This window comes from Streptomyces sp. NPDC001002 (assembly GCF_053599215.1).
Genome location: NZ_JBSFLV010000002.1, coordinates 157,917 through 182,873 on the forward strand (window position 1 = coordinate 157,917; position 24,957 = coordinate 182,873).

At 71.0% G+C, this 24,957-nt stretch carries 21 protein-coding genes; 11 read left to right on the forward strand and 10 right to left on the reverse strand.

All coding sequences use genetic code 11. From position 1 onward, the window contains the following. Window positions 1–148 precede the first annotated feature (148 nt). Window positions 149–667, forward strand: coding sequence for an N-acetyltransferase family protein (locus ACWDR3_RS02090; RefSeq protein WP_450350009.1), 519 nt, complete (start codon window positions 149–151; stop codon window positions 665–667). A gap of 10 nt (window positions 668–677) precedes the next feature. Here ACWDR3_RS02090 and ACWDR3_RS02095 read toward each other — a convergent pair whose 3' ends face one another. Then, window positions 678–1,469, reverse strand: a complete 792-nt coding sequence (locus tag ACWDR3_RS02095; protein WP_124003882.1) for a DODA-type extradiol aromatic ring-opening family dioxygenase — start codon at window positions 1,467–1,469, stop codon at window positions 678–680. A 120-nt stretch (window positions 1,470–1,589) separates the two neighbouring features. Between ACWDR3_RS02095 and ACWDR3_RS02100 the strand changes: the two genes are divergently transcribed. Beyond that, complete coding sequence (locus tag ACWDR3_RS02100) at window positions 1,590–2,084, forward strand: MarR family winged helix-turn-helix transcriptional regulator (protein ID WP_450350011.1); 495 nt, start codon at window positions 1,590–1,592, stop codon at window positions 2,082–2,084. A 103-nt stretch (window positions 2,085–2,187) separates the two neighbouring features. Here the strand turns inward: ACWDR3_RS02100 and ACWDR3_RS02105 are convergent, their stop codons facing one another. Then, window positions 2,188–5,892 (reverse strand): S8 family serine peptidase, encoded by a 3,705-nt coding sequence (locus ACWDR3_RS02105; RefSeq protein WP_450350013.1) that lies wholly within the window; start codon window positions 5,890–5,892, stop codon window positions 2,188–2,190. Window positions 5,893–5,949: 57 nt separating this feature from the next. Further along, complete coding sequence (locus ACWDR3_RS02110; RefSeq protein ID WP_450350014.1) at window positions 5,950–6,726, reverse strand: DUF3152 domain-containing protein; 777 nt, start codon at window positions 6,724–6,726, stop codon at window positions 5,950–5,952. Window positions 6,727–6,926: 200 nt separating this feature from the next. Between ACWDR3_RS02110 and ACWDR3_RS02115 the strand changes: the two genes are divergently transcribed. Genes ACWDR3_RS02115 through ACWDR3_RS02125 form a run of 3 tightly spaced genes read left to right on the forward strand, consistent with a single transcriptional unit; the run spans window position 6,927 to window position 9,669 of the window. Then, a complete protein-coding gene (locus tag ACWDR3_RS02115) occupies window positions 6,927–7,619 on the forward strand; it encodes a response regulator (RefSeq protein WP_450350015.1) in 693 nt (230 codons plus the stop codon). Beyond that, a complete protein-coding gene (locus ACWDR3_RS02120) occupies window positions 7,616–9,109 on the forward strand; it encodes a sensor histidine kinase (RefSeq protein ID WP_450350016.1) in 1,494 nt (497 codons plus the stop codon). Before ACWDR3_RS02115 ends, ACWDR3_RS02120 begins: the two co-directional genes overlap by 4 nt. Then, window positions 9,106–9,669 carry a hypothetical protein gene (locus ACWDR3_RS02125; RefSeq protein ID WP_450350017.1) on the forward strand — a complete coding sequence of 188 codons (564 nt, stop codon included), beginning with the start codon at window positions 9,106–9,108 and terminating at the stop codon, window positions 9,667–9,669. Before ACWDR3_RS02120 ends, ACWDR3_RS02125 begins: the two co-directional genes overlap by 4 nt. 102 nt (window positions 9,670–9,771) lie before the next feature. Here ACWDR3_RS02125 and meaB read toward each other — a convergent pair whose 3' ends face one another. The 4 genes from meaB to ACWDR3_RS02145 form a co-directional block, all read right to left on the reverse strand. Continuing rightward, on the reverse strand, window positions 9,772–10,761 hold the full coding sequence (meaB, locus tag ACWDR3_RS02130) for a methylmalonyl Co-A mutase-associated GTPase MeaB (protein ID WP_450350018.1): 990 nt from the start codon (window positions 10,759–10,761) through the stop codon (window positions 9,772–9,774). 6 nt (window positions 10,762–10,767) lie between these two features. Continuing rightward, window positions 10,768–12,942, reverse strand: a complete 2,175-nt coding sequence (gene scpA, locus ACWDR3_RS02135) for a methylmalonyl-CoA mutase (protein ID WP_450350020.1) — start codon at window positions 12,940–12,942, stop codon at window positions 10,768–10,770. Then, window positions 12,942–14,750 (reverse strand): methylmalonyl-CoA mutase family protein, encoded by a 1,809-nt coding sequence (locus tag ACWDR3_RS02140; RefSeq protein WP_450350021.1) that lies wholly within the window; start codon window positions 14,748–14,750, stop codon window positions 12,942–12,944. The genes scpA and ACWDR3_RS02140 overlap by 1 nt, the downstream gene beginning before the upstream one ends. 99 nt (window positions 14,751–14,849) lie before the next feature. After that, window positions 14,850–15,551 carry a hypothetical protein gene (locus ACWDR3_RS02145; protein WP_450350022.1) on the reverse strand — a complete coding sequence of 234 codons (702 nt, stop codon included), beginning with the start codon at window positions 15,549–15,551 and terminating at the stop codon, window positions 14,850–14,852. Window positions 15,552–15,807: 256 nt separating this feature from the next. Here ACWDR3_RS02145 and ACWDR3_RS02150 point away from each other — a divergent pair, with 256 nt between their 5' ends. Next, window positions 15,808–17,181 carry an ABC transporter substrate-binding protein gene (locus tag ACWDR3_RS02150; protein ID WP_450350024.1) on the forward strand — a complete coding sequence of 458 codons (1,374 nt, stop codon included), beginning with the start codon at window positions 15,808–15,810 and terminating at the stop codon, window positions 17,179–17,181. A gap of 27 nt (window positions 17,182–17,208) precedes the next feature. Here ACWDR3_RS02150 and ACWDR3_RS02155 read toward each other — a convergent pair whose 3' ends face one another. Next, window positions 17,209–17,793, reverse strand: coding sequence for a TetR/AcrR family transcriptional regulator (locus ACWDR3_RS02155; protein WP_450350025.1), 585 nt, complete (start codon window positions 17,791–17,793; stop codon window positions 17,209–17,211). Window positions 17,794–17,974: 181 nt separating this feature from the next. Between ACWDR3_RS02155 and ACWDR3_RS02160 the strand changes: the two genes are divergently transcribed. Genes ACWDR3_RS02160 through ACWDR3_RS02175 form a run of 4 tightly spaced genes read left to right on the forward strand, consistent with a single transcriptional unit; the run spans window position 17,975 to window position 21,235 of the window. Then, window positions 17,975–18,994, forward strand: a complete 1,020-nt coding sequence (locus ACWDR3_RS02160; RefSeq protein WP_450350027.1) for a zinc-binding dehydrogenase — start codon at window positions 17,975–17,977, stop codon at window positions 18,992–18,994. Between the two features lie 22 nt (window positions 18,995–19,016). Beyond that, entirely contained in the window at window positions 19,017–19,592 is a 576-nt protein-coding gene (locus ACWDR3_RS02165) for a nuclear transport factor 2 family protein (RefSeq protein WP_450350029.1), read from the forward strand. Further along, complete coding sequence (locus ACWDR3_RS02170; protein ID WP_450350031.1) at window positions 19,589–20,428, forward strand: NAD(P)-dependent oxidoreductase; 840 nt, start codon at window positions 19,589–19,591, stop codon at window positions 20,426–20,428. Before ACWDR3_RS02165 ends, ACWDR3_RS02170 begins: the two co-directional genes overlap by 4 nt. Window positions 20,429–20,446: 18 nt before the next feature. Continuing rightward, the gene (locus tag ACWDR3_RS02175; protein ID WP_450350033.1) at window positions 20,447–21,235 is read left to right on the forward strand and encodes an SDR family NAD(P)-dependent oxidoreductase; all 789 of its coding nucleotides are present in this window, start codon (window positions 20,447–20,449) and stop codon (window positions 21,233–21,235) included. Between the two features lie 19 nt (window positions 21,236–21,254). On the opposite strand, the gene ACWDR3_RS02180 is transcribed toward ACWDR3_RS02175, so the two are convergent. Together ACWDR3_RS02180 and ACWDR3_RS02185 are read right to left on the reverse strand one after the other, a co-directional pair. Further along, window positions 21,255–22,814 (reverse strand): serine/threonine-protein kinase, encoded by a 1,560-nt coding sequence (locus tag ACWDR3_RS02180; protein ID WP_450350034.1) that lies wholly within the window; start codon window positions 22,812–22,814, stop codon window positions 21,255–21,257. A gap of 147 nt (window positions 22,815–22,961) precedes the next feature. Further along, a complete protein-coding gene (locus tag ACWDR3_RS02185; protein ID WP_450350036.1) occupies window positions 22,962–23,519 on the reverse strand; it encodes a DUF3455 domain-containing protein in 558 nt (185 codons plus the stop codon). Window positions 23,520–23,852: 333 nt separating this feature from the next. Between ACWDR3_RS02185 and ACWDR3_RS02190 the strand changes: the two genes are divergently transcribed. After that, complete coding sequence (locus ACWDR3_RS02190) at window positions 23,853–24,956, forward strand: glycosyltransferase (RefSeq protein ID WP_450350038.1); 1,104 nt, start codon at window positions 23,853–23,855, stop codon at window positions 24,954–24,956. The last annotated feature ends 1 nt before the right edge of the window (window position 24,957 follow it).

A 24,957-nucleotide genomic window follows, 5' to 3' on the forward strand; every position in this document is an offset into this window, starting at 1 on the left:
CGGGCACTCACCGTCGAGTGCCTCTCAGCACCTTTCTCGGGTGCCCTGCATCCGAAGGAAACAACGACTGGAATCCGGACAGAATTCCCAACCTGCCCCCCGATTTTTCTGATCATGCAGTACCCTGTGCCGCCACGGAGGTGGTCCGGTGTCGTCGGAACGTACAGAGGTGCAGGTCAGGGCGGGAGTCGAGGGAGATCTCGAAGCCCTCACCGACATCTACAACCACTACGTTCGTGAGACGCCCATCACATTCGATACCGCTGTCTTCGCTCCGGAAGAGCGCCGCCCTTGGTTGCTCTCCCATCCTGAAGACGGCCCGCACCGGCTGAAGGTTGCCGAAGATGCGGACACACAGGAGATTCTGGGCTACGCCACATCCGGCCCTTACCGTGCGAAGCCCGCCTACTCGACCTCGGTGGAGGTCACGGTCTACGTCGCCCCGCACGCGGGCCGCCGCGGCATCGGCACGCTGCTCTACAAGGCCCTCTTCGAGTCCCTGGCGGACGAGGACCTGCACCGCGCCTACGCGGGCATCGCACAGCCCAACGAAGCGTCCACGCGGCTGCATGAACGCTTCGGGTTCCGGTACGTCGGCACCTACCGGGAGGTGGGCCGCAAGTTCGGCCGCTACTGGGACGTCGCCTGGCACGAGAAGGACCTCTGAGCAGGTCCCGTCACCCGAACTGCACCGACCGCTTCGCCATCCCCATCCAGAACCCGTCGATCACCGACTTCTGCGCGTCCAGCTCGCCGGTCACCTCGGCCGCGCCCATGGTGACGAAGAGCGGGGCGAAGTGCTCGGTGCGCGGGTGGGCGTAGCGGCCGGCCGGGGCCTTGTGGAGGAAGTCGAGCAGTCCGTCCCAGTCCCGTGTCTCCAGCGCCCGCCGGCCCCAGTCGTCGAACTCGGAGGACCAGGTGGGCACTCCCCCGCCGGTGTGCCGCAGTGCGGCGAGGTTGTGGGTGAAGAAGCCGGAGCCGACGATCAGGACGCCCTCGTCGCGCAGCGGCGCGAGCCTGCGGCCGATCTCCATCAGCTTCACCGGGTCGAGGGTCGGCATGGAGACCTGGAGGACCGGGATGTCGGCGGCCGGGAACATCTCGACGAGCGGGACGTAGGCGCCATGGTCGAGGCCGCGGTCCGGGACGTCCTGCACGGGGATTCCGGGGGCGCGCAGCAACTTCCGTACGGACTCGGCGAGTTCGGGGGCGCCGGGGGCGTCGTAGCGGACCTGGTAGTAGTGCTCGGGGAAGCCCCAGAAGTCGTAGACGAGCGGGACCGGGTCGACCGCGCCGAGGGCGAGCGGGGCCTCCTCCCAGTGGGCGGAGACCATCAGGATCGCCTTGGGGCGGGGCAGGTCCGCGGACCAGGCGGCGAGTTCGCCGGGCCAGATCGGGTCGTCCGCGAGGGGCGGGGCGCCGTGGCTGAGGTAGAGGGCGGGCATGCGCTCCGGTGCGGCGGTGGACATGGCGGCGGCTCCTCCGGCGAAACAGTTGCTTCAAGTTGCTTGAACTCTAAAACTCTCTCCGTGGAACAGCGTACGCGCCACTTGTTTAATCTTCAAGAAGAGTTTCGTACAGTGGAGGACATGAACTCGGAAGAACCCCGCTGGCTGACCGCCGAGGAACAGCGTGTCTGGCGCGCCTACATGCAGGCGTCCACGCTCCTCGAAGACCATCTCGACCGTCAGCTCCAGCGGGACGCGGGCATGCCGCACATCTACTACGGGCTGCTCGTGGTGCTCGCCGAGGCGCCCGGGCGGCGGCTGCGGATGACCGAGCTGGCCCGGATGGCGAAGATCACCCGCTCCCGGCTCTCGCACGCGATCGCGCGGCTGGAGAAGAGCGACTGGGTGCGGCGCGAGGACTGCCCCTCGGACAAGCGGGGCCAGTTCGCGGTCCTGACGGACCAGGGTTTCGAGGTGCTCGGGCGCAACGCGCCGGGGCATGTGGCGGCCGTACGGCAGGCGGTGTTCGAGCGGCTCAGCCCGGAGCAGCAGAAGGCCCTCGGCGACATCATGGAGATCGTCGCCGAGGGCCTTCAGCCCAAGGAAGCGGGCGCGGACCTGCCCTGGCTGCGCTGAGCCGCTCGCTCAGCATGCCGGGCAGGTCCGCCGGGTTGTACGTGCGGGGCGTCCCCTTCCCCGCACGTACGGGTTTTCCGAAGGGGTACCTGGGTGGCCGCCGTCAGTGGGCGATCACCGGTACCGCCAGCTCGTCCTCCACCGCGTCACCGGTGGCGACCGGGCCGCCGCCCTGCTTGCCGGCGGTGACCAGGACCGAGACGATCGCCGCGGCGGCGACCAGCATGCCGACCGCGAACCAGATGGCGTTGGTGTAGCCGTGCACCTGGCCCTGCAGCGCGACGAGCTGCTGCTGGGTCTTGGAGGTGCCCGCCGAGGCGATGTGGTCCTTGATGTACGCGGTCGTCGCGGACGCGGCGATCGTGTTCAGCAGGGCCGTACCGATGGCGCCGCCCACCTGCTGCGAGGTGTTGACCATCGCGGAGGCGACACCCGCGTCCCGGGGCTCGACACCCAGGGTGGCCAGGGACATGGCGGGGTCGACGCGCAGGGACACCGAGCCCGGCGCGGCCGGGTGCTTCAGCGTCAGATGCGTACCGCCGACGGCCTTGGCGGACTGCCAGGTGGCGCCGTCGTCGTAGGAGACCTGGAACGCGAGCTTCGCGGGCTTCTGCCCGGCCGCCGCGCCTCTGATGCTGAACGGCACCTTGAAGGTCGTACCCGCCTTGGCCGTGCTGGCCAGGGTCAGCTTCGGGGAGAAGGTGACCGTCGACAGCGGCAGCGTGGCGAAGTCGCCGTCGGGGGTCGTGGCCGAGCGGAAGGTCCACTCCGCCTGGACGCGCGTGCTGACCGGATACACGGCAGGATCACGGGAGTTGTCCACGCTCAGCTTGTACGCGGCGTCCCCGGCGGGGACCGTGTACTCGGTGAGGCTCTCGGTCGGCGGGATGCCGTAGTCGTCGGCGATCTCCCGGCCGTCCACCGTGAGCGAGGTCTTCACCGACGTGGAGTCGGCATCGCCCCAGTGCCCGGAGCCGTCGCCGAACATCGGCACATAGGCCCTGATGGTGTTGCCCATCCGGGCGAGACCCGGGAAGCCGGTGGCCGGTCCGGGCTCCGCGGAGCCGTTCAGGACCGGGCCGAACACGCCCACGTTGAAGCGCTCCTGATAGGTGTGACCGGCCTTCCAGCGCTGCGGCATCCGCATCAGGAAGTTCTCGAAGACCGAGTCCCGGCCCTCGCCGGAGACCGACCACATACGGCCCGACCACTGCACGCCGTTGTCGAGGATGTACTCGGTGGTCCGCAGCGGCAGATCCCCGCGCAAGTCGGTGTAGCTGCGCACCAGTTCACCGTCGGGCCCGTGCGGAGACACCTCGACCTGGGCGCGCCGGCCCTCGACCGGCTCGCCCGCCTCGAAGTCGACCTTGGCCAGCTGCTTCTGCGTCACCGTGGTGGTGAACCCGTCCAGGTCGCTGCCGCGGTTCCAGCCCAGGTGGTACGAGACCGGCCGGCCCTCCGCGTCCAGCCGCGACCAGGTGCCGGCGAACAGGGCGTACAGCCCGTCGACGGCCTCCCCGGTACCGAGCTGCCCGAACCGCGCGCCCTGGAAGGTCGGCATCAGGTACTGGAGGAAGCCGTCGTTCAGCTCCGCGCCCCGCTGGAAGCCGATCGCGGCCGTCGCGTCGGTGGACTCGGCCGCCGGGTCCGGCAGGGTGACGTCCACCGGCTTCGCCTGCCGGGCGTCGACGGTGATGGTCCTGTCGCCATCGAGCCGGAACTTGGGCTGCACCAGGATGGCGTGCGCGCCGGACGAGATGCTCGGATGGATCACCCCGCTGAGGATGTAGTCGCCCTTGGGCAGCCGGACCGTCAGCTCCCCGTCCTGCTCGTCGGCGTACTCGGCGTAGAAGTCCTTGGCGAAGCCCATCACCGAGGTGACGGCGTCACCGGTCGGCTCGCCGTTCTCGTCGATGTGCTTGAGCGTCAGGCTGTACGACTCCACCTCGCGCTCGGCGCCGACAGCGGTCCGCACCTGGACCTTGCCGTCGGCGGAGGTCGCCGAGACCGAGCCGCCGAAGCTGCCGTCGGCACTGCCCGCGCTGGTGTCCGCGGTGACCTCGGCGCTCGCCTCGCCGCCCGCAGGGACGGTGATCGTCCGGGGCGAGACGGTGAACATGCCCTCGGCGGCGGGCTTGCCGTCCACCGCGTAGGCGTCGACGGAGAGGTCCAGGGTGACCGGCTCCGTACCGAGGTTCTGGTACGTGAGCTGCTTGGTGACCGGCTTGTCGTCGGTGTGCGGCCACTGCTGCTCGCCGAAGCCGATCGACTGCTGCTCGGATACGACGCTCTGGTCCAGCGCCCGCACCAGATCGGTGCGCCCGGTGCCCTGCTGGAAGGAGCTGTACGCGCCCGGCTTCGCGGAGGCGGTGAGGACCTGCTTGATGCGCTCGCCGGTCCAGTCCGGGTGCTGCTGGGCGAGGAGGGCGGCGGCGCCCGCGACGTGCGGGGTCGCCATCGACGTACCGTCGAGCGTGAGGTAGCCCGGGGTGTCGGAGGGGAACTCGCCCTCCAGGAAGCTGCCCGCGGCCGCGGCGGCCGTGATGGCGACGCCGGGCGCGGTCAGGTCGGGCTTGACCCCGCCGTCCCCGACGCGCGGGCCGCGGCTGGAGAACGAGGCGAGTTGGTCCGACTTGTCGACCGCGCCGACGGTCAGCGCCGCGTCGGCGCTGCCGGGTGAACCGACGGTCTTCTCGCCGAACTCGCCCTCGTTTCCTGCCGCGATGACGAACAGCGTGTCGGACTCGGCGGAGAGCCGGTTGACGGTCTCCTCCATCGGGTCGATGCCGGGCGTGTCCTCGCCGCCGAGGCTGAGGTTGGCGACATCGGCGCCCTGCGCCACCGCCCACTCCATGCCGGCGATGATCCCGGAGTCGTAGCCGGAGCCGCTGTCGTCGAGGACCTTGCCGTTGATGAGCTGCGCGCCCGGGGCGACGCCCTTGTACTTGCCGCCGGACTTGGCGCCGGTGCCGGCCGTGATCGACGCGACGTGCGTGCCGTGGCCGAACTTGTCGCCGGTGCTCCCGGAGTCGGAGAAGTCCTGTGCCGCGACCACCTTGCCCGCGAGATCGGGGTGGCTGGTGTCGATGCCGGTGTCCAGGACGGCGATCTTCGTCCCGGTGCCGTCGTAACCGGCGGCCCAGGCGGTCGGCGCGCCGATCTGCGGGACGCTCTTGTCGAGGCTCGCCTTGCGCTTGCCGTCCAGCCAGACCTTCTCCACCGCCGTCGAGTCGGTGAACTCCGTCGTGCCGCTGTCGCCGGCGGTGTCGGTCACGGCGTTCCAGAAGTCGCCGGCCCGCTTCTTGACCGGCCGGATCACCTTGCCGTTGACGACGGGCAACGCCCGGCCCATCCGGGCGCCGGCTCCGGTGAACGGGCTCATCGAGGGCACCTTCTTGCCCTTGAACGTGACGATCAGCGGTACGTCGGTGCGGCGCGCGTCGTCGTACCCGTCCGCCACCAGCTGGGTCACGTCGAACAGCCGGACGTCCAGCTTGCCCTGCGCGATCAGCAACTCCGCGTCGGAGGGCACCACTTGGGTGTGCTCGCCAACGGTGCGGATCGAGAACGTGCCCCGCTCCCGGCCCTTCGCCCGCTCGACGCCGGCGACCTTTCCGGCGGCGTCCAGCAGGACCCGGTCACCGGTGACCAGCGTGACGGTCTTGACGGCGGCGGCAGTTCGCGCCGCGCTCGTCTTGATGGACCCGGCTCCGGTCCCCGCTCCGGACGCCGTACCGGCGGGCAGCCCGGCCAGCACCAGGGCCGAGGCGGCGACCCCGGCCGCGGCGACGGCATGTCTGTGCTTCACACGTAACTCCACTTGTGCTCCTGGAAGTTGGGAACAATCGAAGGAAGTGATCGATGGTCAGGGGACGGCCGGGCCGGTGATGTACCGGCCGTCGGCGGTGTAGGGCCAGACGTTGGGCTCGCAGCCGTGCATGCCCTTGATCTGCTGCATCATCGCGGGGGCCGGTCCGCCCTTCGCGGGGCAGGTGACATGGCCGTGGCCGAGGAAATGGCCCACCTCGTGGTTGATGATGAGCGCCCGGTAGGACGTGACGTCCTTGGCGTAGACGGGAGTTGCCTCTTCCCAGCGCTTGAGGTTGACCATGACGTTGTGGGCGACGCTGCAGTTGACCTCGCCGCCGGTCTCAAGGCCGTACTGCCCGCAGACCTTGTCCACGGTCCCGGGAGTGGCGACCTTGACCACGAAGTCGGTCGAGCCGGTGGAGACCCGCTGGAAGCCCGAGTGTCCGTCGGCCGTCCAGCCGCGCGGGTCGGCCAGGATGCGCTCGACCTGCTCGGCGATGTCCTCGGCGGACAGGTCGATGCCGTTCTCCACCTCGACCTTGTAGCGCAGGGCCCTGCCCTTCCCGACGCGCTCGCTGCCGCCGGGTGCGGTGACGAACGTGCCGGGCCCGTTGCCGGGGATGTCCGGGCCGGAAGAACTCGGCGTCCCCTCGGCCTTCCCGGTGGCGGTCGCTGTCGGTCTTTTCGGCTTCGGCGGCTCGGAGGTGGGCCGCACCGACGGACTGCGCTCGGCACCCGCGCCCGAACCGGCCGCCGTCGGCGACCGTTTCGCGTTCGAGTCGGCCGGCAGCCACGCCACCACCGCACACCCGACGACACCCAGAGCGGCCAACGCGGCCAGTCCCCCCGTCAGTTGTCTCCGCCCGGTCCGCGTGGCGGCGTGGGTGGATCCCTTCCGACGACGGCTGGGGGGCTTCTCCTTGTGCGCTCTCACGATCGTTTACGGTGCGACCGCAATGTGATCGGATCTGGCTCGGAAGATAACGAGACGATAACGCCCGCCTTGGTCATCTCCCTGTGGATACTGTGCGCATGTCACGAGTACTGCTGATCGAGGACGACCGCGCCGTGCGCGAGGGCGTCGACCTGGCCCTGCGCCGACAGGGCCACGACGTCGCCGCCACCGCGACCGGGGAAGAGGGCATGGACCGGTTAAGGAGCTTCCGGCCGGACATCGTGGTCCTCGATCTGATGCTCCCCGGCATGACCGGCCTTGAGGTGTGCCGGGGCATACGCGCCGTCGACCAGACCCTGCCGATCATCATCGCCACCGCGCGGGGTGACGAAGTGGACATCGTTGTCGGTCTGGAGGCGGGCGCCGACGACTACGTGGTGAAGCCGGTGCTGGCCCGGGTGTTGGACGCCCGCATACGTGCCGTCCTGCGCCGCGCGGGCGGAGCGCCGGCCGGGACGGGGCTGCCGAAGATCGACACCTACGGTGAACTCGCCGTGGACCGGGCCGGGTTGACCGTCACGCTGGGCGGTGCGCCGATCGCCCTCGCCCCCTCCGAGACACGCCTCCTGCTCACGCTCTCCGCCTCGCCGGGTCAAGTGTTCAGCAGGCAGCAGCTGTTGGAGGCGGTCTGGGAGCACGACTACCACGGGGACGCGCGGCTGGTGGACGCCTGCGTCAAGCGCCTGCGCACCAAGATGTCCGAGCCGCCCAAGGCACCGCGGTACATCCACACCGTGCGCGGCTTCGGCTACCGTTTCTCGGCGCCGTGAAGACGCGCAGGACGCGCCGCGCGCGACGACTGCGCGGTCTGCGCCCGCGCCTGGTGGTGGCCTTCGGGTTGGTCGCCACCGTCGCCGCCGCCACGACCGGCGCCCTGACCTTCCGGGAGGCCCGCACCGGAGTGCTCCAGCAGAGCCAGGACGCCACGATCAGACAACTGCGCACCCAGATCAACCAACGCGCCCCCGAACTCGGCTTCCCCCCGGACCAGTCGGCGCTCCAGCGCTTCGCCGCCGACGTGGCCGCCACGGAGGCGCCCGGCGACTGGCGCGTCCTGGCCATCTTCGGGACCCTGAGCGCCCCCTCTGTCGCCGGCGACTCCTTCCCCGAGCTGAGCTCCGACGTGCGCGAGGCCGTCGCCACCAGCCGGGCCACCGTCTTCCAACGGGTGCGCCAGAGCGGACGCACCTCGCTCGTCGTCGGCATGTCGGTCACCTTCGGCGCCCCCGACGGAGCCCAGACGGCATCCGGGGTCCGGGTGTTCCTGGTCGTGCCGCAGACCGAGGAACAGGCGTACGTGGACGCCCTGGTGACCTCCGTCGAGCGCGCGATGGTGCCTGCCCTGCTGCTCGCCGTCGTGCTCGCGCTGTTCGCCGCGCGGGGTGTGCTGCTGCCGGTGCGGGCGCTGCGGGACGCCACCCGCAGCATCGCCGAGGGGCGCCTGGACACCCGGCTCGCGGTCAACGGATCCGATGAACTCGCCGATCTCTCCCACACGTTCAACGAGACCGCCGCCGCCCTGGAGACGTCGGTGGCGGAGCTGCGCGGCATGGAGGCGCGGGCTCGGCGCTTCGCCGCGGACGTCTCGCACGAACTGCGCACCCCGCTCGCCGCGATGTCGGCGGTCACCGACGTCTTGGACGAGGACGCGGCCGGGCTGGACCCGGACACGGCCACCGCGGTCCGGCTGATCAGCGAGGAGACCGTCAAACTCGCCCGCCTGGTCGACGACTTGATGGAGATCTCCCGTTTCGACGCGGGCGCGGCGGAGCTGCACCTGGACGAGATCGACCTCGCCGAGTCGATCCGGCGCACCCTCGCCTCGCGCGGCTGGTCGGACTCCGTGGAGACGCGGCTGCCGCCGCCCGACGCGGTGCGCGGACGCGTCGACCCGCGCCGACTCGACGTGGTCGTCGCCAACCTGGTCGGCAACGCCCTGCGGCACGGCGCCCGTCCGGTGTGCGTGAGCCTGGAGGCGAGTGCTGCCCCCGCGGTCGGGCGCCTCGCCGTCATCGAGATACGGGACGGCGGCCCAGGCATCCCCGAGGACGTACTGCCGCACGTCTTCGAGCGGTTCTACAAGTCGGACACCGCCAGGACCCGCTCCGAGGGCAGCGGCCTCGGTCTGTCGATCACCGCAGAGAACGTGCGGATGCACGGCGGAACCGTCCGCGCGGCCAACCAACCGGCCGGCGGTGCCGTCTTCACGGTCGAACTCCCGTTGCGGCGGGACGAGTCGCCCGAGGAGAACCCGTCATGAAGGCCACACACCGGCTCCCGCTGCTGGTGGCACCGTCGCTGCTGGCCCTGTCCGCCTGCGGGATCCCCGCGACCGGAGTCGTGGAGGCCGGCGGTCCGGCGAGCGGGATCGCCTCGGTCACGTCGGTCTACTTCGTCCGGGACGGCGGCGCGCTCGTCGCGGTCCCGCGCACGACCGCCGAGCCCGGGGACGCCGGGACGGCCCTGGACCTGCTGCTGCTCGGCCCGACCGACCGGGAGCAGTCCCAGGGCCTGGCCAGCGACGTGCCCGGACTGCCGAGCGTCGCGCCGGTCCCGACGGCCAAGGCCGACGCGGTCGGCGGGGGACCCGACGAGACCTCCGAGGACGTGCCGACCGTGACCGTACGGGACGACACGCTCTCCATCGAACTCCCGCACGGCATGGGCAGGTTGACCGACCTCGCGATCCGCCAGCTGATCTGCACGGCCGCCGCCGCACACCGGGTCGCCACGCAGTCCGTGAACCCGGTGACGGTGGACGTGACCAGCGTCTACGGACAGGAGTTCAGGGGCTCCGACAAGGGTTGCCCCGAACCGTGAACTGGGCGCCCCGATCCGTGAACCCGATGCCGCGTTCCACGAACCCGGCGTCGCGTTCCACGAACCAGGTGTCGCGTTCCGTGAACCCGGCGCCGGGCCACCTCAGTCGGCCGCGTCCCCGAACGCCTTCAGGATCCGCTCCGCGGCCAGCGTCGCCGTCAACTTCCCCTCGCGCACCTGCTGTTCGAGTTCGGGAGCGAGTTCCCGCACCTTGGGGTCGGCGTGCAGACGGCCGAGGAGCGTGTCGCGGACCATCGTCCAGGTCCAGTCGACCTGCTGGTCCCGGCGCTTGGCGGCGAGCCGCCCACTGGACTCCAGGAGCGCGCGGTGCTGTTCGAGGCGTTCCCAGACGGTGTCCAGGCCGGTCTGCTCGCGGGCGCTGCAACTGAGCACGGGCGGCGCCCAGTACACGTCCTTGCCGTGCATCAGCCGCAGCGCGCCCGCCAGTTCACGCGCCGCAGCCTTGGCGTCCCGCTCGTGCGGACCGTCCGCCTTGTTGACGGCGATCACGTCGGCCAGCTCCAGCACGCCCTTCTTGATGCCCTGCAACTGGTCGCCGGTACGGGCCAGGGTGAGCAGCAGGAAGGAGTCGACCATGTTGGCGACGGCCGTCTCCGACTGGCCCACGCCGACCGTCTCCACCAGCACCACGTCGTAGCCCGCCGCCTCCATTACCACGATCGACTCGCGGGTGGCCTTGGCGACCCCGCCGAGCGTCCCGGCGGTGGGGGAGGGCCGTACGAAGGCGGCCGGATCCACGGCGAGGCGTTCCATGCGGGTCTTGTCGCCCAGGATCGAGCCGCCGGTACGGCTGGAGGACGGGTCGACGGCGAGCACCGCCACCCGATGGCCCAGCGCGGTCAGCATGGTGCCGAAGGCGTCGATGAACGTCGACTTGCCCACCCCGGGCACCCCACTGATCCCGATCCGCCGGGCCCGGCCACTGTGCGGGAGCAGTTCGGTCAACAGCGCCTGGGCCAGGGCCCGGTGGCGGGGGTGGGTGGACTCGACGAGCGTGATCGCACGGGCGATCAGCGCCCGCTTGCCGTCGAGGACACCCTTCGCGTACGTCTCCAGATCGATCGCTGCCATGCGGCGCTACAGATCGTGGCCGAGGTCGGTCGCCAGCCGTTTCACCAGGTCGTAGGCCGCGTCCGGGATCACCGTGCCGGGCGGGAAGACGGCCGCCGCGCCCATCTCCAGGAGCGTGGGCACGTCCTGCGGCGGGATCACACCGCCGACCACGATCATGATGTCCTCCCGGCCCTCCTCGGCGAGCGATTCCTTCAACGCCGGTACGAGGGTGAGGTGTCCGGCGGCCAGCGAGGACACCCCGACGATATGCACGTCCGCCTCGACGGCCTGCCGGGCCACCTCGCCCGGGGTCTGGAACAGCGGGCCGACGTCGACGTCGAAGCCGAGGTCGGCGAAGGCGGTGGCGATCACCTTCTGGCCCCGGTCGTGGCCGTCCTGGCCCATCTTGGCGACCAGGATGCGCGGCCGGCGCCCCTCGGCCTCCTCGAATTCGGTCACGAGGGTGCGGGTGCGGTCCACGGAGGGGGACTCGCCTGCTTCGTTGCGGTACACGCCGGAGATCGTACGGATCTGGCTGGCGTGCCGTCCGTACACCTTCTCCAGCGCGTCGGAGATCTCGCCGACCGTCGCCTTCGCGCGGGCCGCGTTCACGGCCAGCTCCAGCAGGTTGCCCTCGCCGCCGGCCGCCCGGGTCAGCGCGTCGAGCGCGTCCTGGCAGGCCCGCTCGTCCCGCTCCGCGCGCAGCCGCCGCAGCTTCTCGATCTGCTGGGTGCGCACGGAGGAGTTGTCGACCTTGAGGACGTCGATCTCCTCGTCGGTCTCCACCCGGTACTTGTTCACGCCGATGACCGGCTGACGGCCGGAGTCGATGCGGGCCTGGGTGCGGGCCGCCGCCTCCTCGATGCGCAGCTTGGGGATGCCCGCGTCGATGGCCTTGGCCATCCCGCCCGCCGCCTCGACCTCCTCGATGTGCTGCCAGGCCCGCCGCGCGAGGTCGTACGTCAGCCGCTCCACGTACGCGCTGCCGCCCCACGGGTCGATCACCCGGGTCGTGCCGGACTCCTGCTGGAGCAGCAGCTGGGTGTTGCGGGCGATGCGGGCGGAGAAGTCGGTGGGCAACGCGAGGGCCTCGTCGAGGGCGTTGGTGTGCAGTGACTGGGTGTGGCCCTGTGTCGCCGCCATCGCCTCCACGCAGGTACGCGTGACGTTGTTGAAGACGTCCTGCGCGGTCAGCGACCAGCCCGAGGTCTGTGAATGGGTGCGCAGGGAGAGGGACTTGGCGTTCTGCGGGTCGAACTGCTTGACCAGCTTGGCCCACAGCAGGCGCGCCGCGCGCAGCTTGGCGACTTCCATGAAGAAGTTCATGCCGATCGCCCAGAAGAAGGAGAGCCGGGGCGCGAACGCGTCCACGTCCATCCCCGCGTCCCGCCCCGCCCGGATGTACTCCACGCCGTCCGCGAGGGTGTACGCCAGCTCCAAGTCGGCCGTCGCGCCCGCCTCTTGGATGTGGTAGCCGGAGATGGAGATGGAGTTGTAGCGGGGCATCCGCTGCGAGGTGAAGGCGAAGATGTCGGAGATGATCCGCATCGACGGCTTCGGCGGATAGATGTAGGTGTTGCGGACCATGAACTCCTTGAGGATGTCGTTCTGGATGGTCCCGGCCAACTTCTCGGGCGGCACGCCCTGTTCCTCGGCGGCCACGATGTACAGCGCCAACACCGGCAGCACGGCGCCGTTCATCGTCATCGACACCGTCATCTTGTCCAACGGGATGCCGTCGAAGAGCTGCCGCATGTCGTAGATCGAGTCGATCGCCACGCCCGCCATGCCGACGTCACCGGTCACGCGCGGGTGGTCGCTGTCGTAACCCCGGTGCGTGGGCAAGTCGAAGGCGACCGACAGGCCCTTCTGGCCGGCCGCGAGATTGCGCCGGTAGAAGGCGTTGGACTCCTCGGCGGTGGAGAAGCCCGCGTACTGGCGGATCGTCCAGGGCTGGTTGACGTACATCGTCGGGTACGGGCCGCGCAGATACGGCGCGATGCCCGGGTACGTGTCCAGGAAGTCCAGGCCCTCCAGGTCACGGCCGGTGTAGAGCGGCTTGACCGCGATGCCCTCCGGGGTCTCCCAGAGCAGGTCGGAGCCGTCGGCGGCGCGCTTCACGGACGTACGCCACTCGTCGGTGCCCCCGTCGGTGTGCGGGGTCCCCAGGTCGATCCCGGTGAAGTCGGGGATTCCCATCACGACACTCCCATGCGGTCGAGGGTGGCGGAGAGCACGGCCACGGCGTCGCAGCCCGCGAAGACGTAGGCGTCCACGTCGGTGTACTGCCCCGGACGGCCGGCCAGGAACACGTGCCCGGCGCCCGCGGCCCGTAGTGCCGAGGCGGTCGGCTCGGCCTGCTCCTCGTAGAGCGCGTCGCTGGAGCACAGACAGGCTTCGGTGGCGCCGCTCTCCTCGAAGGTACCTCCGGTGACCGGCTCGATGCCGCCGGCCTGGAAGAGGTTCGAGGCGAAGGTCGAGCGTGCGGTGTGCGCGGCGGCGGGGCCGATCGTGGCCAGGAAGATCCGGGGCCGGGAGCCGGTGGCGGCGAGGTGCGCGTCGGAGCGGGCGCGCAGTGCCTCGTACGCCTCGTCCCGGCGGACCCGGGGCAGTCCGCCGGACGGTGGCTCGGGTGCGGGGGCGCGCTGTACGGGTTTCTCGCCGAGGTTCGGGAACTCACTTACGCCGGTGATGGGTTCACGGCGTTTGGCGAGCTTGGCGCTGCGTACCGCCCAAGTCTCCGCGAGGTCCTCGGCGAGCCGTCCGGAGCGCAACGCGGCCGCCTGGCCGCCGAGTTGCTCGATGTGCTGGAAGAACTCCCAGCCCGCGTGGGCGAGTTCGTCGGTGAGCCGCTCCACGTACCAGGAGCCGCCCGCCGGGTCGATCACCCGGGACAGGTGGGACTCCTCGACCAGGATCGTGGAGGTGTTGCGGGCGATGCGGCGCGCGAACGCGTCCGGCAGACCGACCGCGTGGTCGAAGGGCAGCACGGTGACGGCGTCGGCGCCACCGACCCCGGCGGCGAGCGTGGCGATCGTCGTGCGCAGCATGTTCACCCACGGGTCGCGCCGGGTCATCATCACCGGCGAGGTCACCGCGTGCTGCACCTGACCACCCGCGCCCGGCGCCCCGCACACCTCGGCGACCCGTGCCCACAGCCGGCGCGTGGCCCGCAGCTTGGCGATCGTCAGGAACTGGTCGGCGGTGGCCGCGTACCGGAACTCCAGCTGCCCACAGGCCTGTTCGACGCTTATGCCGTTCCGGGTCAGCTCCCGCAGATACGCGACCCCGGTCGCCAGCGAGGCGCCCAGCTCCTGCGCGGCCGAGCCGCCGGCCTCGTGGTACGGCAGCGCGTCCACGGTCAGCGCCCGCAGCCCCGGGTACTCCTCGGCGCACCTGCGCGCGAGCCCGGCCACGTCGGCCAGGTCCAGCGCCTCGCCGGTGCGGGCCTCGTGGCCCAGCGGGTCGGCACCGAGATTGCCGTGCGCGGCCTCTTTGGCGACGCCCCGCTCCTCGTACAGCCGCAGCAGCTCCCGCGCGGCGGCCTCCGTGTCCCGGCCCGCGTCGAGCACGACCGGCGCCAGGTCCAGGTACACGCCGTCGAGCACCCGGGCGAGCGAGGAGACCGGAATGCCGTTCTCCCCCACGGCCAGCCAGAGCGAGGTGACGCCGTTCTCCAGGTCCGCGAGCACCGCGTCGCCGGTCGGTGAGGCGTGCCGCTGCCGTACGTCCCAGCCGTCGAGGGTGGTGCCCTCGGGCCGGCCGCCGCGCACGAAGGGCGCGAAACCGGGCAGGCCGGGCTCGGGGGCGGTGTCACGTGGGGTGTACAGGGGGCGGGTGCGCAGCCCGTCCTCCAGAGTGGTGGACAGGGCGTCTTCCGCTGCCGTACCCGAGACCTCCTTGCCCGACTTGCGCAGAACGCCCTCCACCAGGCGTTGCCACTGCTCGTGCGTAGCGTCAGGGAACTCGGCGGCCAGGGAAAGCCCGTCGTCAGGCAGGACCGTCATGCTCGGATGCTAGGGCAGATCACTTGAGCCGCACTAAGGCGCACCGTGTGACCTTTCCCTCTGCGTCCGTGTGACCGGGACCTCTCCGGCGGGGCGGCCTCAGGAATCGGGCAGGGCGCGTGCCGTCGGGGTGTCTCCGAGGTCGTACAGCGGGGTGCCGTGGGCCCAGCGCTCCAGGCGGGGTCCGTCGATGAGGTGGACATGGCCCTGGCGGGCCGCCCAGCGGACGTCCCGCGCGGCGAACGTTCCCCGGTGCACGACGAGACGGAGGTCGGGGCCCGCCTTGCCGCGGCCCTTGGAGCGACGGCGCCAGACCGGTTCCTCGTCGGGCAACGGCTCGGCCACCGGGCGGAACCCCACGACGAGCAGCCGTCCCTGGTCGTCGCGGGCGGCCAGCGCGGGCCGGTCCTGCGCGGGCAGCGGCAGTACCCGCCAGCCGTCCCTGCGCAGCATCCGCGCCACGGCGAGCACCAGCTCCTGCACATCGAGTTCGGTCAGCTCCTCCGGCGTGTAGTAGCCGCGCCGGCGGCGGGCCAGCGGGCGGCGCCGACGGTGGACGGTGACGGCGATGAGCATGAGCAGGACGAGGATCGCGGCGGGGGCGACCGGGCCGAACGCGCGATACGACAGGGCCAGCGCCGTGACGCCGGCGCAGACGACGATCACGAGTCCCGTGAGTCCGGACAGGACATCGCGGAACCGGGGACCGTACCGCCCCGACCTGCGTAACTCACGTACGGTCTGCCGGCGCCGGGCCCAGTTCGACCGGCCCATCGCCGAGTGCTCCTCCGCCTGCGCCATCGCGGCCAGCTCCCCCCACCCCTGTCCACGTCGTCGTGTGAGAGATGGGTACCCGTCAACGAGCCGGAATCTGCGGGGAGTTGAGATCCGGCCACGACCTGGCCCAAGTGCGCGGGGCAACGGTCGGCGGGAGCCTTCGGCCAGGGAGTATCAGATTCTCTTGTGTGAGGACTTGATTGGCCCATTTGGAGAATGTACTTTCCGCGCGACGAGTCGAAGCCTTTCGGCGCCGTCCGAACCTCCCCGAGGAGGCACCTTGCGCAGGCTCCTGATGGGCGCGGTCACCGCCGCCGCGGTACTACTGGCCGGCTGCTCCGGCCATTCCGACGACGAGGGCGCCAAGGACGAAAGCGCCACTCCGGCCGCGGGCGCCTCCCCGGCGTCGGCCACCTTCGGCACGCTCAAGGACGTCTGCGGTCCGGGCACCGCCAAGCCCGCCGAGGTCCAGGGCGTCACCGACACATCGATCCAGGTCGGCGTCATGTCCGACATCGGCTTCACCAAGAACTCCGAATTCCCGGACGCCGCCAAGGTGTTCACCTCCTGGTGCAACGACGCGGGCGGGATCAACGGCCGCAAGCTCGTCCCCGTCACCCACGACACCAAGCTGCTCCAGGCCCGCGAGGGCGTCCTGGCCGCCTGCAAGACCGACTTCGCGCTGGTCGGCGGCGGCTCCGCACTGGACGGCCTGGGCGTGACGGACCGGCTGAAATGCCTGCTGCCCGACTTCCCGGCCCAGTCCACCCAGGCCGTCGGCTCCGACCTCCAGGTCCTGGCCACCGGCGCGGGCGTCGGCTACTTCCCCTACGCCGGCTTCTATACCTGGTTACTGAAGGACAAGTACCCGGACTCGGCACAGAAGGTCGGCATCATCGCCGGCGACAGCCCGGTCAGCAAGGTGTTCGCCGCCCAGTACAGGGAAGCCATCGCTGGACTCGGCGGCAAGGTCACCTACAACGACCTCTACCCGGCGGCAGGCGTCTCCGACTGGACGCCCTACGCCCAGTCCATCAAGAGCAAGGGCGTCAGGGGCCTGGTCTTCCTGGGCGACCCCGCGAGCCTCGCCAAACTGGAGCAGGCGCTCAGCACCCTCGACTACGCCCCCGACTGGATCGACCCCAACAGCAACGCCTACGGTCCGGCGTTCCTCCAACTCGCCGGTCCCGCCCTGGCCAAGCAGCACAACTACGCCGAACTGTCCGCCACCGCACCGCTGGAGAGCGCCGCCGCCAACCCGGCGACCCAGCAGGTCATCGACCTGTTCAAGAAGTACGCCCCCGACAGCGCGGTCACCTACCCGGTGCTGCGCGCCTTCTCGGCCTGGCTGCTGTTCGCCACCGCCGCCCGCGACTGCGCCACGGTGACGCGCAAGTGCGTCTACGGCAACGCGATCAAGCAGACGGCGTGGACCGGCGGCGGGTTGCAGGCGCCGGCCGATCTGAGCCGGAACGACATCCCGCCCAAGTGCTACTCCATCGTCGAGGCGACGGCGAAGGGCTGGCGGGCGGCCGACTTCCAGCCCGACGACGGCGCCTACCGCTGCGACGCGCCCGTCTACAAGTACAAGGGCGACTACGGCAGGCCGAAGACTCTGGCGGACGTCGGCAAGTCGCTGTCCGACCTGAGCTGATCCGCGTGCCTGTGCGGATCGCGGCTCTCAACTCGCAGGTGTGAGCAGGCGGATGATCAGGTCCACGGTCCGCTCGACAGGAGTGCGGCGGGCCGTGGCGCCGGGCAGCAGGACGCGGGCCAGGATCGCGCCGAGGAGCATGTCGAAGACGTCGTCCGGGTCGACGGCGGGGTCGACGGACTCGGTCGGCGCCGCCCGCAGGATGGCGTGGAACTGGGGGCGGGCCGAGACCCTCAGGGTCAGTTCGGGTGAACGCGGCCGGGACGAGGACTGGTTGTGCGCCAGCAGCCCGGCTGCGGCCGCTCGCGCCACGGGGGTGGTGAAGGCGGCCAGGTAGGCCCGCGCGAACCGCCGTAGATCGGCGCGGAGTTCACCGGTCGGCTCGACGGCGTGCTGGTCGAGGCCGGGAAAGGTGGCCTCCGCGATGAGCTCGATACGGGAGGGCCAGCGCCGGTACAGCGCGGACGAGTGCACCCCCGCGTGCTCGGCGACGGACTGGATCGTCGTCGCCTCGAACCCTCGGCTCACCAGCAACTCGCGCGTCGCGGCGAGCGCCCGCTCGTCGATCGTCGTGTCGCGCGGGCGGCCAGGGCGTCGTCCGGTGTCTGCCACGGGTGTCATGGTAACGGCCCAGGTGGGCCCCTCGCCGGTAGCTAATTTCAGGAGACGGTCTTCTATAAATACGACGTTGTGGCTAGAGTCCGAAGGCAACACCCGCCAGGGACACCGGAGTTCGAGGACACCGGCTCCCCGGGACGCGAGTGCCCCGCACGCCCCCATCGAGGAGTGGCCCATGCGTGCTGCCGTGCTGCGGAACAAGACGGTGCGGGCGAGGACGATCGAGGACCCCGTCCCCGGCCCGGGTCAGCTGCTCGTCCGCTCGCTGGCCTGCGGGATCTGCGCGTCCGACCTGCACTTCATGGACCACCCGGAGGCCGGCCTCGACGACGACAGCGGCATGTCGACCTACGACCAGGACGTCGACATCGTCATGGGCCACGAGTACTGCGCCGAGATCGTCGGCCACGGTCCCGGCACGGAACGGCGCATCCCCGTGGGCGCCCGGGTGAGCTCCCTGCCGATCCTGGTCGTGCCCGGCGGTCGGCGGATCATCGGACAGAATCCCGAATCGCCGGGCGGCTTCGGCGAGTTGTTCCTCCTCACCGAGGCGTTGACCCGCCCGGTCGCGTCCGACCTGCCCAGCGAACTCGTCTGCGTCGCCGACGCGATCGCCGTCGGCTGGTCGGCCGCTTCCCGTGCCCGATCGACCGCACGGGAGGTCCCGCTGGTCATCGGCTGCGGCGCCATCGGTCTCTCAACCGTCGCCGCCCTGCGGTCACTTGGCGTCGGCCCCGTCGTCGCGGCCGACCTCGTGGCCTCGCGTCGGCGCACGGCCGCCGCGATGGGTGCCGATGTGGTCGTGGACCCCGCCGAGGTGTCGCCGTACGAGGCGTGGCGGGAGGCGGCCGGGGCCGGTGACGTGGGGTGCGTCGTCTTCGAGTGCGTCGGGCTGCCCGGCGTACTCGACTCGATCATCAAGGGGAGCACGAGGGGCACCCGGATCTTCTCCATGGGCGGCCCGCCCCAGGGCGATGTGCTCCACACCCTCACCGCCAAACGCAAGGGCATCGGCATCCAGTTCGGCGGCGGGCCGACGCCGGACCACTGGAACGAGGCGTTCGACGCGGTCTGTTCGGGGCGCCTCGACGTCCGGCCGATGCTGGGCCGGACGGTCGGGCTCGACGAGGTGCCCACTGCTCTCGACGCTGCGCGTGCTGCGGACGCGCCGGCCCGGATCGTCGTCGTGCCGTGACCCGGGAAAGGGGCCGCACATCGTGAGCGAGATCAACCAGATCGAGGAACTCCTTTCCGCCGTCGAGGAGTTGACCCAGAAGGTCCGCGCGCTGGAGGACCAGGCGGAGATCGCCCAGCTGGTCGCCCAGTACGGTCCGGCGGTCGACAGCGGCTCGGGCGAGGCGGCGGCCGAACTGTGGACGCGGGACGGCGTCTTCGACGTCGTCGGCCACTTCACGATGCACGGTCACGAAGGCATCAGCGGCATGGTCCACGGCACCGGCCACCAGCACCTGATCAGCAACGGCGCGGCGCACGTACTGACCGTGCCGCACATCCAGGTCGACGGCGACCGGGCCACGGGCCGCGGCTACGCCCTCAACATCCGCTGGGACCCGGACGCCGACCGCTTCTGGGTGGCCCGGGTGTCGGCCAACACCTGGCGCTGGGCGCGTACGGCGGATGGCTGGCGTGTCGTCGAACGCGTCAACGCGAACCTCGACGGCACCGCCGCGCATCGGGAGTTGCTGGCACCGGCGGCCGATTCGGCCTCCGGTCCCGACTCCGACCCGGACCCCGTCCCCGACGCCAACCCAGGCTCCAAGGAGGCGAAGTGAGGATCGGATTCATCGGACCCGGCCGCATGGGTCGGCCCATGATCGACCGGCTGACGGCCGCCGGACACGACGTCACCGTCCACGCCCGCACCTCCCGTACCCGTGCCGCCGCGACCGCCGACGGCCTGACCGTCGCCGACACGGTCGCGGCGACGGTCGAGGGCGCCCACGCCGTGTTCGTCACCGTCCTGACGGACGCGCAGGTGCGCGAAGTGTGCCTGGGCCCGGACGGAGCCGTCGCGGCCATGCGCCCCGGCGCGATCCTCGTCCAGCACACGACCTGCGATCCGGCCACCGTCGGCGCCGTCGCCGAGGCAGGCGCCGCGCGGAGCGTCGACGTACTGGACGCGGCCCTCTCCGGCGGACCGCACGACATCCGCGACGGTCGGCTCACGCTGTGGGTCGGCGGTGCCGAGACCGCGCTGGACCGGGTGCGCCCGCTCCTCGACACGTACGCCTCACCCGTCCTGCACGTGGGCGCGACCGGTGACGGGCAGCGGCTCAAGCTCGTCAACAACGCCCTGTTCGTGGCCCAGGTGGGTCTGGCCGTGGACGCCGTACGGCTCGCGGAGTCGCTGGGGCTGGGGGAGTCGACCGTGCTGGCCGCGCTGCAGCACGGCAGCGGGGCGAGCCGGGCCCTCCAAGTCGTCGCACGCGGCGGGTCCGTCGACTCGGTCGCCGATCGGCTGGCCGACCTGATGAGCAAGGACATCGGTACGGTCCGCGAGGTCGCCGACCGGGCTGGCGTGGACCTCGGAGTCATCGGCACCGTACTGACCTCCGAGGCGGTCGAGAAACGCGTGCTGCGCAAGTCGCCGGGTCCGAACGACAGTTGACGAAGGGTAGTGACCATCATGACTGCCAGCACCGCCAAGTTCGGGCGCTCGTACGGCCCTTGGGGCATCGTCGCCGGAGGGTCCGACGGTGTGGGAGCCGCGTTCGCCAGGGCGATGGCCGCGCGCGGGATCAACGTGGTCCTGGTGGCCCGACGCGTACCCGTGCTCAAGGAGTTGGCGGACAGCATCGCCGTCGAGTACGGCGTCCAGGTCCGCACCGTCCCCCTCGATCTCGCCGTACCCGACGCCGTGGCCGAACTCGGCGCGGCCACCGCGGACTTGGAGATCGGCCTCTTCGTCTACAACGCCGGAAGCGACGACAGCACCGACGACTTCCTGGACCGCGAGCTGCCGGCCCACCTGAATCTGGTGCGCCGCAACTGCGTGACCGTCCTCGAAGCGGTCCACCACTTCGGCGCCCCGATGGCCGACCGGGGACACGGCGGTGTGGTCCTCGTGACGTCCGGGGCGGCCTGGGCCGGCGGCGCGACCCGTGCCACCTACGGTGCCACCAAGGCTTTCGGCCTGGTCCTCGCCGAGTCGTTGTGGGCGGAGTGGCGCGGGCAGGGAGTGGACGTCCTGGCACTCGTCCTGGGCCGCACGGACACGCCCTCCCTGCGCCGGCTCCTCGGCGACCAGGACGAACACCTCGGTGCCCTCGCCGACCCGCGGGACGTGGCGGAGGAGGCGCTGACTCATCTGGCCGACGGCCCGACCTGGATCTCCGGCAGCCCGGACCCGACCGGGGCGTCGCCGCTCGGGGCGCTGAGCCGCCGGGACGCGGTCATCGCGATGAGCCCGCGGTGAGGCGGGAGACACCGACGGGTCACGGTTCGCGCGTGATGCCGACCTCCACGGTCAGGGTGCCCCTGTTGTCCTGGGAGCAGAGCCCGGCGAAGTCGTTCATCGCCAGTTCGAGGGTGCCGTCCCCGGCTGCCCGGAAGGTCAACTTCCGGCCGACGGTGTGGATCGGGTAGTCCTGGTCGCCGACGAGCCGTGCCAGCAGGCTGCCGAAGGGGGATGCCGGCCTGATCTTGCAGCCCGCCGAACCCGCGAGCACCTTGTCGTTGGTCGCGTCGTAGCCCGCCGGGCCGGTCATGGGCACGTGGCGGTAGTCGGCCGTCCACTGCCCCGAGACGAACCGTACGGTGACCCGGTCACCCCGCTGGACGGTCACTCCGGTCACCGGCTGCCAACTGGTCGCCGACTTGACGACGTAACCGGTGGTCGTCGTCTCGGGCCCGTCCTCGGGCGGCAGCGTCCCGGTGAGGAACAGTCCGCCGACGACACCCGCCACGAGCACCGCCGTACCGACGAAGGCCCGCAGGAAGAGTTTTGAGCCCGATCGAGGTGCCGGTCCCGGCACCTCTTGCACGGGCTTGAGCGAAGTGGTGTGCGTCGCCGTCGGTACGGTTCCCCAGACCGGGGCGGGCTGTTGGCGGCCGCTGGTCATCGTGTCCGCGTCGGCCGACGCGGGCGAGGGCGGCGATACCCGTACCGTCGGCGACGGCAGTGGCTCGGCCGTCGTGTCGCCCGCGGCGACGCGCCACAGCGCGGCCCGTGCGGTGGCCATCGACGGGCGTTCGCCGGGGGATTTGCGCAGCAGCGCCTCAACCACCGGGTACAGCGGGCCGAGTTGCTCGGACAGGACGGGTTCCTCGTACGCCACCGCGTGCAGCGTCGCCGGGCTGGCCGGCCGGCGGAAGGGGGACCGGCCGCTGCCGACCGTGGCGAGGGTCGCGCCGAGTGACCACAGGTCGGAGGGCGGGCCGGCCTCCGTCCCCATCACCCGCTCGGGTGCCATGAACTCCAGGGAGCCGACCAGTTCGCCGGTGGTCGTCAGGAACTCGCCGTCGTCCAGGGCCGCGATGCCGAAGTCGGTGAGGACGGCGTTGTCGTCGCGGCGCAGCAGGACGTTGGCGGGTTTGACGTCACGATGCAGGGTGCCGGCCGCGTGCACGGCCTCCAGCGCGTCGAGCAGTTGCACACCCAGGCCGGCCGCGTGCTGCGGTGTGAGCGGTCCGCTCTCGGCGATCCGCTGGGCCAGCGAGGGTCCCTCGACGAGTTCCATGACGATCCACAGCCGGTCCTCGGACTCGACCAGGTCGTGGACGCCCACCACGTGCGGGTGCGACACCCGGGCGACCGCACGTGCCTCACGGATCGCGCGGCGCACCCGGATGCGGTGCTCCTCGTCGCCGTCGGTGAGGATGTGCAGTTCCTTGGCGGCGACCGCGCGGTCGAGGAGCTGGTCGTGGGCGCGCCAGACGGTGCCCATGCCGCCCCTGCCGAGGACTTCGTGGAGGTGGTACCGCCCGGCGATCAGCCGTCCCGAGCCGCGGTGCGCACTCGTCGTCGCCCGGTGATCGCCCTCTTCGGATAACACGCGCTCTCTCACGTTTCCTTCGCGGCGGTGTCGACGTCCGCCGGTGGTCAGTCAGCTCGAACTGTTCGAGCGGGGCTGAGCATAGCGGCGGCAGCGGCCCCCTCGGGATCGTCCGGGAAACCGCTGCCGCCGTGAGCGCCTAGCTCGTCACGCCGCGGGCTTGTAGAACGCGTAGGTGGCGGTGTACTTCACGCTGACCTGGTCGGTTCCGGTGCAGGCCGTGGTGGGGGCGACACCGCCGTCCGTGTTCAGGCGCTGGATGTAGGAGACGCCGGCGAAGGTCCCGGTGCCGCGAGTGGCGGTGGCCTTCAGGAGAAGCTCCGGGATGGTGCCGGTCTTGGGGGAGTTGGCTATCGCACTGCCGTTGACCGCGCTGCCGTCCACCGTGGAGACCCAGACGGGGCCGCGGGAGTGGAGGGCGACGGAACGGTGGGTGCGGTCGTTCTTGGCCCACAGGGTGGCGGCCGGCTCCAGCAGCGTCCAGGCACCGTTGGTGCAGGTGTAGGTCTGGACGCCGGCGGCGGAGAAGACGCCGGTGAGCTTGTTGCCGTCGGGGACCTTCAGCGCGTCGGGAACGTCGACGGGGGCGACGGGGTGGCTGGTCTGCGGGGTCGCCGCCTGACCGGCCGACGCGCCCAGGAACGTGCCGACGGTCGCGACGGCCACAGCCGCGGTGGTGAGAACCACACGCTTGACTGGCTTCATTGATGTACCTCCAGAAGAATTTCTGAGCATGTTGCGCGGGAGTGGGCGCGGCGACCGTACGAGTCCATGCGCCGGAACCTCGCGCGTACAGAATCTGCGGGGCCGGTCGACAGATCTTCGGCCCTCGATGCCGCAGTGTAGGGGTGAACTCCCTTTGCGGGTCCGCCTATTGCTGACGATTCCGTGACGTGCCTGCCCTTTCGGTCCTCATCAATTGCCTATTCGGGCAAGGCGTTTCACGCACAAGTCCCTTCGGAGGAATTCCGCACGACAAGCGGTATCCATTGCGCACTTCGGCGTATCCGCTCGACGGATCTGGACGACACTGCTGCCATGAAAGCGCTCTTCACGACGTTCCCCGCGTACGGCCATCTGCTGCCGATGCTTCCGCTGGCCCGGGCGGCCGTCGTAGCCGGGGACGAGGTGGTGGTCGTCGCGGCGGAGGAACTGCACGCGGCGGCCGACGACTTGACGATGCGGGCCCTAGGGGTGCCGCTTCCCGAGCTCCCCGCCGACAGCGGGGATCCGCTCGACCGGACCGTCGCCCTGTTCACGACGGCCCGCGCGGACCTGGCCTTCGACGGGCTGTGCGAGACAGTCAGGGGCGAACGCCCGGACGTCATCGTCGCGGAGATGCGGGACTACGTCGCCCCGCTGGTCGCGCAGCAACTCGGCATCCCGTGGGTGACCTTCGTGCACAGCCCGGCCACGGCCGTCGACGCGGCTCTGGAAGGCGGACTCGCGAACGCGGCGGAGCGGCGCCAACTGCCCTTGCCCGTCCGGACGGCGACCGTCCAGCTCTGGCCGGAGTGGCTGGAGAGCGAGCAGATCGCCGCGCACCAGGAGACCGCGCTCCCGATCACAGCCGCCGCGTGCACCACCTCCACGGCGGTTGACATCCCGGCGTTCGACGGCGCGCGACCGGTCGTGCTGGTGACCCTCGGCACGGTCGTGGACGACGTGACGCCGCTCAACACGGCTGTGCGCGGCGTACTCGACGCCGGAGCCGATGCCCTGGTCACGACCGGTCTCACCCTGAGCCCCGAGGACATCGAGGGCGACTCCGACCGAGTACGTGCCGTGCGGTTCGCCCCGATCGGGCACCTGCTGGACAGGGTCCAGGCGGTGGTCACGGCAGGCGACCCGGGCACCGCACTGGCAGCACTCTCGCGCGGCCTGCCCCTGGCCTTCGTCCCCGGCACAGCGAACCGTCCAGGCCTCGCGAACGAGCCGCTCGTGGCATCCGCCGTCGCGGGCTTCGACGCCGGTGTCGACTGCGACGACCCGACCAAACTGACAGCGGCGGTGGAGGCGGTGCTCCACGACCCGGAGCTACGAGCACGGGCGCGGGCCGCCGCCGAATGGCTGGACCGACGCCCCGCCCCGGCCGTGGTGTGGTCGTCGCTACGGGACCGGATCGCCGAGGCAGGCCGCTGAA